This is a genomic window from Acinetobacter sp. NIOH-H-8, from assembly GCF_046635365.1.
GTDB lineage: Bacteria > Pseudomonadota > Gammaproteobacteria > Pseudomonadales > Moraxellaceae > Acinetobacter.
This window is the reverse complement of sequence record NZ_JBHDVN010000151.1, coordinates 1-477: the sequence shown is the minus strand read 5'-3', so window position 1 is coordinate 477 and position 477 is coordinate 1. Positions and strand designations below refer to the sequence as shown.

The window sequence follows — 477 nt, the reverse complement described above, 5'->3', positions numbered from 1 at the left end:
TTCCAGTTCGGCAAGCCACTCCGGATGCGCTATCACGCTATCCAGCGCAAAATCGCTAAATGTAAGCACTGACTTCGCCTGCGCGCTAAGCGATGTCTCAGTAAATCCTTCTGGTCGGCGCTCTACAACGGTCTGCCAGTACTGCGATAGGGGTGAAGAGAGCGGCGTCAGTTGGGGGATAGCCTTTAAATAATGCCGGATGGCGGCGTTTCGCCTGATCCGGCCTACAAGTCCGCATACCGTAAGCCTGATAAGCGCAGCGTCATCAGGCCATTAACGCCGCATAGCGGCATGTTTTTTAATTGTGATTACGCATTACCCCTTCCTGCACGGTTGAAGCGACCAGCGCGCCATCCTGAGTATAAAACTCGCCGCGAACAAAGCCCCGGGCGCTGGAGGCGGAAGTGCTCTCCACGCTATAAAGTAGCCATTCATTAAAATTGAACGGACGATGGAACCACATAGAGTGATCGATAG

Annotated in this window: 1 protein-coding gene; it reads right to left on the bottom strand. The window is 53.5% G+C overall.

Translation table 11 applies throughout. The features are described from left to right. Nucleotides 1-298 precede the first annotated feature (298 nt). Entirely contained in the window at nucleotides 299-463 is a 165-nt protein-coding gene (locus tag ACEWB7_RS17520; RefSeq protein WP_001642886.1) for an acyl-CoA thioesterase domain-containing protein, read from the bottom strand. Nucleotides 464-477: the final 14 nt, after the last annotated feature.

What these genes read in the sequence shown, in the direction of transcription:
- ACEWB7_RS17520 (WP_001642886.1), bottom strand. Translation starts at nt 463, where the DNA reads ATGTGGTTCCATCGTCCGTTCAATTTTAATGAATGGCTACTTTATAGC.